Source organism: Stenotrophomonas sp. STEN021, assembly GCF_056760175.1.
On the sequence record NZ_JBRREH010000060.1, the window covers coordinates 20786 to 28651 of the forward strand.

6 protein-coding genes and 1 tRNA gene are annotated in these 7866 nt (G+C 63.6%); all 7 read left to right on the forward strand.

What is annotated here, in order from left to right:
* Positions 1-15: 15 nt before the first annotated feature.
* The 7 genes from ubiB to ACVOL0_RS13590 all read left to right on the forward strand — a co-directional run bounded on the left by ubiB (position 16) and on the right by ACVOL0_RS13590 (position 7616).
* The gene (ubiB, locus tag ACVOL0_RS13560; protein WP_481549549.1) at positions 16-1695 is read left to right on the forward strand and encodes a 2-polyprenylphenol 6-hydroxylase; all 1680 of its coding nucleotides are present in this window, start codon (positions 16-18) and stop codon (positions 1693-1695) included.
* A 51-nt stretch (positions 1696-1746) separates the two neighbouring features.
* Entirely contained in the window at positions 1747-2394 is a 648-nt protein-coding gene (lexA, locus tag ACVOL0_RS13565) for a transcriptional repressor LexA (RefSeq protein WP_481549550.1), read from the forward strand.
* 232 nt (positions 2395-2626) lie between these two features.
* Complete coding sequence (gene recA, locus ACVOL0_RS13570) at positions 2627-3664, forward strand: recombinase RecA (protein ID WP_282271203.1); 1038 nt, start codon at positions 2627-2629, stop codon at positions 3662-3664.
* A 197-nt stretch (positions 3665-3861) separates the two neighbouring features.
* A complete protein-coding gene (gene recX, locus ACVOL0_RS13575; protein WP_481549552.1) occupies positions 3862-4344 on the forward strand; it encodes a recombination regulator RecX in 483 nt (160 codons plus the stop codon).
* Between the two features lie 109 nt (positions 4345-4453).
* On the forward strand, positions 4454-7105 hold the full coding sequence (gene alaS, locus ACVOL0_RS13580; protein WP_481549551.1) for an alanine--tRNA ligase: 2652 nt from the start codon (positions 4454-4456) through the stop codon (positions 7103-7105).
* A 139-nt stretch (positions 7106-7244) separates the two neighbouring features.
* Entirely contained in the window at positions 7245-7448 is a 204-nt protein-coding gene (gene csrA, locus ACVOL0_RS13585; RefSeq protein ID WP_057628248.1) for a carbon storage regulator CsrA, read from the forward strand.
* Positions 7449-7523: 75 nt separating this feature from the next.
* Positions 7524-7616 (forward strand) — tRNA-Ser (locus ACVOL0_RS13590).
* The last annotated feature ends 250 nt before the right edge of the window (positions 7617-7866 follow it).

Consider the following 7866-nt stretch of genomic DNA (forward strand, 5'->3'; position numbering starts at 1 on the left):
CCGGGATGAGTCGCGATGTGGGAAACACTGGGCACGGTCCGTGATCTGGGCCGCTTGCAGGAAATAGCCGCAGTTCTGATCCGCTATGGTTTCGGCGACGTGGTGCGCCGGACCGGGCTGGCCTCGGTGCTGGAGCGCGCGGGCCGGCTGGTGCGTTGGAACGACAGCCAGCAGATGCTGCGGATGACCGCGCCAGTGCGCGTGCGCAGTGCGATGCAGGAACTGGGGCCGACCTTCGTCAAGCTTGGCCAGGTGCTGGCCACGCGTGTGGACCTGTTGCCGCCGGAATGGATCGCCGAGCTGTCCGAGCTGCAGAACGCAGTGCCCGCACTGCCTTATGCCGCGATCCGCGAGCAGCTGGAGGCCGATCTCGGCGCGCCGCCAGCGCAGGTGTTCGCTTTCCTTGATGAAACTCCGATGGCCGCTGCCTCCTTGGCGCAGGCGCATCGCGCACGTCTGCACGACGGCCGCGAAGTGGTGCTGAAAGTGCGCAGGCCCGGCATCCGCGATGTGGTTGAAGCGGACCTCCGGTTGCTGGCGCGGTTGGCTGAGATCGTTGAGGCGCGGCTGCCGGATCTGCGCCGCTATCGGCCGGCGGAAGTGGTGCAACAGTTCACCCAATCGCTGCGCAGCGAGATGGATTTCGCCGCCGAATGCCGCAATTCCGAGCGCATCGCACGCAACTTCGATGGCCGCGATGACATCCTGATTCCCGGCGTGCACTGGCAATGGACCTGCGAGAGCCTCAACGTGCAGGACTTCGTTGATGGCATTCCTGGCCGCAAGCTGGAGGCCGTCGACGACGCCGGTCTGGACCGTGCAGCGCTGGCACGGCGTGGCGCCGATATTGTGTTGAAAATGGTGCTGGAAGACGGCTATTTCCATGCCGATCCGCATCCTGGCAATATTTTCTACATGCGCGACGGCCGTATCGGCGTGATCGACTTCGGCATGGTCGGTGCGCTTTCCGAAACGCGCCGTTTCCAGGTCGCGCAGCTTCTGCACGGGTTGGTCGAGCAGGAGCCGCAGGTGGTTGCCGACGTATTGCTGGACTGGGCCGGCGGGGTGGAGGTGGACGAAGGTCGCCTGCAACAGGACATCAGCCAATTCGTCGATCAATACCGCGGAGTACCGCTGAAGGACCTGCGCATCGGCCTGATGCTCGGTGACATCACCCAGTTGCTGCGCAGCTACAGCTTGACCTTGCCGGCCGACCTGGCGCTGATGATCAAGGCCTTCCTGACCCTGGAAGGCATGGGCCGGCAACTGGATCCGGACTTCGACATGGCCAGTGCGGCGCGCCCATTCCTGGAGCGGGTGGTGCTGCAGCGCTATGCGCCCAAGGCGCTGCTCAAGCGTGGCCGGCGCAGCCTGCTGGGGATGCTGGATCTCGCCGGTGAACTGCCGCGCGATCTACGCCGGCTGGTGCAGGCCGCACGGCGCGGGCAGTTGAAGCTGCGCGTGGAAACCACAGCGTTGCAGGGCTTTGGCGATCAGGTGAACCGTGCCGCCAACCGCCTGGTGGTCGGCGTAATCACCGCTGCCTTGATCATCGGCTCGTCGATCGTGATGCACAGCGTGGGCGGGCTATCCAGCCGCTGGTTCCTGGGGCTGGGGTTATGCGGCTTCGTGGGTGCGGGCATCTGCGGGGTGTGGATACTGTTCTCGATCTGGCGCAGCGGTCGCCACCACTGATCTTCGTCGAGGGGCTTGCAGATCTTTTTGTTAGTAGTAATACTACTAACCATGAACCTCACCGACACCCAGCAGGCCATCCTCGACTTGATCGCTGAGCGCATCGAGGCCGAGGGCATGCCGCCATCGCAGACCGAGATCGCCCGCGCCTTTGGTTTCAAGGGTGTGCGCTCGGCCCAATACCACCTGGACGCCCTGGAAGCGGCCGGTGCCATCGAGCGTGTCCCCGGCCGTGCGCGCGGCATCCGTCTGGTACGCCAGGAAGGCGAGGGCGACGTGGAGCCGCAGGCTCCAGTACAGGCTGCCAATGACGACGTGCTGCGCCTGCCGATCCTCGGCCGGGTCGCTGCTGGCCTGCCGATTGGCGCGGACATCGGCTCGGACGATTACGTGGTGCTGGACAAGGTGTTCTTCTCGCCGGCGCCGGACTACCTGCTGAAAGTGCAGGGCGATTCGATGATCGACGAAGGCATTTTCAATGGTGACCTGATTGGTGTGCACCGCACCCGCGATGCGACCTCCGGGCAGATCGTGGTGGCGCGGATCGACGACGAAATCACGGTCAAGCTGCTGAAGATCGCCAAGGACCGGATCCGCTTGCTGCCACGCAATCCCGACTACGCGCCGATCGAGGTCCTGCCCGACCAGGATTTCTCCATCGAAGGGCTGTATTGCGGCCTGCTCAGGCCAAATCGCTGAAACCCGCCGGTTTGAGGCTCGCGGAATTGAAACCAACTGAGCCCGGATCTGCGCATTTCGCAGCCGCAACTGACTGTTTTCCTTACGTAGGGCGGGTGTTTGGGCTGCTGTCGGTATCCTTGTCGGCCAAATAATTTTGTCGTCTCGGTTGCAGTCTCAGTCTGTGCGATACGACACCCCTACAGTGGACCCCATGACGAAATCAACGAAATCAACCCCGAGGACGAACACGATGGACGAGAACAAGAAGCGCGCGCTTACCGCCGCACTGAGTCAGATCGAAAAGCAGTTCGGCAAAGGCTCGGTGATGCGCATGGGCGACCGCGTTGTCGAGCCCGTCGAGATCATCCCAACGGGCTCGTTGATGCTGGACATCGCACTGGGTATCGGCGGCCTGCCCAAGGGCCGCGTGGTCGAGATCTATGGCCCGGAATCCTCCGGCAAGACCACCCTGACCCTGCAGGCCATTGCCGAATGCCAGAAGCTGGGCGGCACCGCTGCCTTCATCGACGCCGAGCACGCACTGGACCCGATCTACGCCGCCAAGCTGGGCGTCAATGTCGACGACCTGCTGCTGTCGCAGCCGGACACCGGCGAGCAGGCGTTGGAAATCGCCGACATGCTGGTGCGTTCGGGCTCGGTCGACATCGTGGTGGTCGACTCGGTCGCTGCGCTGACCCCGCGTGCTGAAATCGAAGGCGAAATGGGCGATCAGCTGCCCGGCCTGCAGGCCCGCCTGATGAGCCAGGCGCTGCGCAAGCTGACCGGCAACATCAAGCGCTCCAATACGCTGGTCATCTTCATCAACCAGTTGCGCATGAAGATCGGCGTGATGATGCCAGGCCAGAGCCCGGAAACCACCACCGGTGGCAATGCGCTGAAGTTCTACGCCTCGGTGCGCCTGGACATCCGCCGTATCGGTGCGATCAAGAAGGGTGACGAGATCATCGGCAACCAGACCAAGATCAAGGTCGTCAAGAACAAGCTGGCGCCTCCGTTCAAGCAGGTCATCACCGAAATCCTCTATGGCGAAGGCATCTCCCGCGAAGGCGAGCTGATCGACATGGGCGTGGATGCCAAGCTGGTCGACAAGGCCGGTGCCTGGTACAGCTACGGCGAGGAACGCATCGGCCAGGGCAAGGACAATGCCCGCGGCTATCTGCGTGACAACCCGCAGGTTGCAGCCCGCCTCGAGGCCGAGCTGCGCGAGAAGTTCCAACCCACCGAAGCGGCGCGCGAAGAAGGCGACGACGAAGACGGCGAGGAGTGAGTTTCCCGCGGGGGCGGGCGACGCATCGTCAGTGACGTCGTCCGCTCCTGCGGCATTTTGTCGATGAAGACCCCGCGGCAGGGATGGCGCGGGGTTGGGTATTGCCTCTGGCTGGGCTTGGTGGAATCGGGCTCGCCGGAATCAAGTCGGGCTGAAACGTGCCTGGCTGAAACGAACGTGGTGGCGTGATGACCGAGATGGATGACCAGCCTGAGGGCAAAACCAAGCGCGGTCGCCAGCAGACGCCGCTGCAACGCGCGCTAGGCCTGTTGGTCAGGCGCGAGCATTCGCGCAAGGAGCTCGGCCGCAAGCTCAAATCACGCGGTGTGGACCCGGAAGCGGTGGATGCGGCGGTGGCCAAGCTGGCCGAGGATGGCTGGCAGGACGACACCCGTTTTGCCCAGTCGCTGGTCCGCAACCGCGCCGCTAGCGGCTATGGGCCGCTGCATATCCGCGCGGAGCTGGGCACCCATGGACTGGACAGCGAGCAGATCGAGGCCGCGATGGCGTCGTTTGAGGGCGATTGGACTGAAAACGCACGCGAGCTGGTATGCCGCCGTTTTGGTGCCAGTGGCCCAGAAGATCTGGCGCAACGGCGCAAAGCCGCGGATCTATTGGCCCGGCGAGGCTTTGACGGCAACTGCATCCGCCAGGCCAGCCGCTACGATCCAGAGGACTGAGCAGGACTGGGCGGGCTGGGCCTGATACCCTTTCAGGGTTTCGGTTGTCCCGAATTCCCGCGCCCGCAAGGGCTGCCGGGACCCGCTTGCCAGCTTAACGCCAGTCCCCATGAATACACCTGCCAAATTTACTACCTCCCAGATCCGCGCTGATTTCCTCGAATTCTTCAAGGGCAAAGGCCACACCATCGTGCCGTCGGCACCCTTGGTGCCGGGCAACGACCCGACCCTGCTGTTCACCAACTCGGGCATGGTCCAGTTCAAGGACGTGTTCCTGGGCGCGGAAAAGCGCAGCTATGTGCGCGCAGCCGACGTCCAGCGCTGCCTGCGTGCTGGCGGCAAGCACAACGATCTGGACCAGGTCGGTTACACCGCCCGCCACCACACCTTCTTCGAAATGCTGGGCAACTGGTCGTTCGGCGATTACTTCAAGAAGGATGCCATTGCCTGGGCTTGGGAACTGCTGACACAGGTCTGGAAGCTGCCTGCCGATCGCCTGCTGGTCACCGTTTACCAGACCGATGACGAGGCCTACGCGCTGTGGCGCGACATGATCGGCATCCCGGAATCGCGCATCGTACGCATCGGCGACAACAAGGGTGCACCGTTCGCGTCGGACAACTTCTGGCAGATGGCCGATACCGGTCCCTGCGGTCCCTGCACCGAGATCTTCTATGACCACGGCGACCATATCGCCGGTGGCCCGCCGGGCTCGCCGGACGAAGATGGCGACCGCTTCATCGAAATCTGGAACCTGGTGTTCATGCAGTTCGACCGCCAGCCAGACGGCTCGCTGCAGCCGCTGCCGGCACCGTGCGTGGACACCGGCATGGGCCTTGAGCGCCTGGCGGCGATCCTGCAGCACGTGCACACCAACTACGAGATCGACCTGTTCCAGGCGCTGATCCGCAAGGCGTCCGAGCTGACCGGTATGGCCGACCTGGAGAACAAGTCGCTGCGCGTGATCGCCGATCACATCCGCGCCTGCTCGTTCCTGATCGTCGATGGCGTGCTGCCGTCCAACGAAGGCCGTGGTTACGTCCTGCGCCGTATCATCCGCCGCGCCCTGCGCCATGGCTGGATGCTGGGCGTGCGCCAGCCGTTCTTCAACAAGCTGGTGCCGACCCTGATCGAGCAGATGGGCGAGGCCTATCCGGAACTGCCGGTGCAGGCCGACACCGTGGTGCGTGCCTTACTGGCCGAAGAAGAGCGTTTCGCTGAAACCCTCGATTCGGGCATGAAGATTTTCGATGACGTTGCGGCCAAGGTCAGCGATGGCGTCATCCCGGGTGTCGACGCGTTCCGTCTGTATGACACCTACGGCTTCCCGGTCGATCTGACCGCGGACATTGCCCGCGAACGCGGCATGACCGTGGACATGGCCGGCTTTGATGCCTCGATGGAGCACCAGCGCGAAACCGCGCGTGCGGCCGGCAAGTTCGGCGGTGGCGTGACGCTTTCCGCCGAACTCGTTGCCAGCCTCAGCCCGACGGTGTTCCTCGGCTACGACCGCCTGCAGGCCGATGGTCTGAAGGTTGTCGCGCTGATCAAGGACGGTCGTTCGGTCGACGCCGTGCAGGCGGGCGATGAGGTCATCGTGTTCACCGCGCAAACGCCGTTCTACGCCGAGTCCGGTGGCCAGGTTGGCGATACCGGCGTGCTGTCGGCAAACGGCGTCAAACTGGCCGTGGGCGACACGCAGAAGTTCGCCGGGCAGTTCCACGGCCATGTCGGCAAGCTGGAACAGGGCGCGTTGAAGATTGGTGACGTGCTGGCTGGTGCGGTTGATGCCGCGCGTCGCAGCGCCACCATCCTCAATCACTCGGCTACCCATCTGTTGCACGCCGCCCTGCGCGAAGTGCTGGGCACCCACGTGCAGCAGAAGGGCTCGCTGGTGGCGCCGGATCGCCTGCGTTTCGACTTCTCGCACTTCCAGCCGATCACGGCCGAAGAGCTGGCCGTCATCGAGCGCAAGGTCAACGAACAGGTGCGTGCGAACAACGCTGCCGAAGTGCACAACATGGGCATGCAGGAAGCGCTGGATTTCGGTGCGATGGCACTGTTCGGCGAGAAGTACGGCGAGAACGTGCGCGTGCTGAAGATGGGCGAGTACTCCACCGAGCTGTGTGGCGGTACCCACGTTTCGCGGACCGGCGATATCGGCCTGTTCAAGATCACCTCCGAGGGCGGTGTGTCCTCGGGCGTGCGTCGTATCGAAGCGGTGACCGGGCAGGGTGCGCTGGACTATGTGGCTGACGAGGAGGCACGCCTGCACGAAGCTGCGCAGCTGCTCGGCGGCAGTGCTGGCGACGTGGTCGACAAGATCCGCCAGCTGGGTGATCGCCAGAAGAAGCTGGAGCGCGAACTGGAAGCCCTGAAGGCCAAGGTTGCTTCTGGTGCCACTGCCGATCTCGGCGGCTCGGCGGTCGATGTGGCCGGCGTGAAGGTGCTGGCGGTGCGTCTGGAAGGCTTTGATGCCAAGGCGCTGCGCGACGCGATGGATCGACTGAAGCAGCAGCTGGGCGATGCCATCATCGTGCTGGCCGGTGTGCAGGACGGCAAGGCCGCCCTTGTGGCAGGCGTGAATGGTGCGGCGCTGGGTAAGGTCAAGGCGGGCGAGCTGTTGGCCCACGTCGCAGCCCAGATCGGCGGCAAGGGCGGTGGTCGTCCGGACATGGCCCAGGGCGGCGGTGAGGACGGTCCCAAGCTGGTGGCGGCCCTTGAGGGCGTGCTGGCATGGGTCAAGCCACATCTGGCCTGAATGTGACAAGTCGCGTACCTTGAAGCTGTTCGCGCCCTGACGGTAACATTGGGAGTCTTTTCCCCTTTGTCGTGGGGCGCATAGCTCGAAGCGCGCCAATGCCGGTGGGAAACCCACCGGTTCCATGGAGATTTACACAATGTTGATCCTGACTCGCCGAGTAGGCGAAACCTTGATGATCGGCGACTCGGTCAGCGTGACCGTGCTCGGCGTCAAGGGCAACCAGGTACGTATCGGTATCACCGCACCGAAGGATGTTGCTGTCCATCGTGAGGAGATTTTCCAGCGTATCCAGCGTGGTGATGAGCCCGCGACCCCGGGAAGTGAAGAAACTTCCGAATAAGGGTTTACCTTTCACCCCGTTTAACGTTATTCTTCGCGCCCCGCTTAGGAATACACGCAGCGGGGAAAGAGAAACGGAGTGATGCCCGAGTGGCTGAAGGGGCTCCCCTGCTAAGGGAGTATAGGGTTAAAAGCTCTATCGAGGGTTCGAATCCCTCTCACTCCGCCAGTTTCAAAAGAGCCCCTTGATTGGGGCTTTTTTGTGTGTGCAAGTTTTTATCTGCAGTCTCTTTGATTTTCTCTTTGGGGTTATCGCGCGTGGTGCGCGCAATGGCGCTGCGCGACTGTGGGGTGCGGCGAGGGAGTGCTGGATGGTCGCACTGTAGTGGGGGGGGGGGGGGGGGGGGGGGCGGCCCCCGGCCCCCCCGCGAGGCCACCACAAACCCGCCCACCAAACAAGCGAGAAGGCGCCGAGCCAG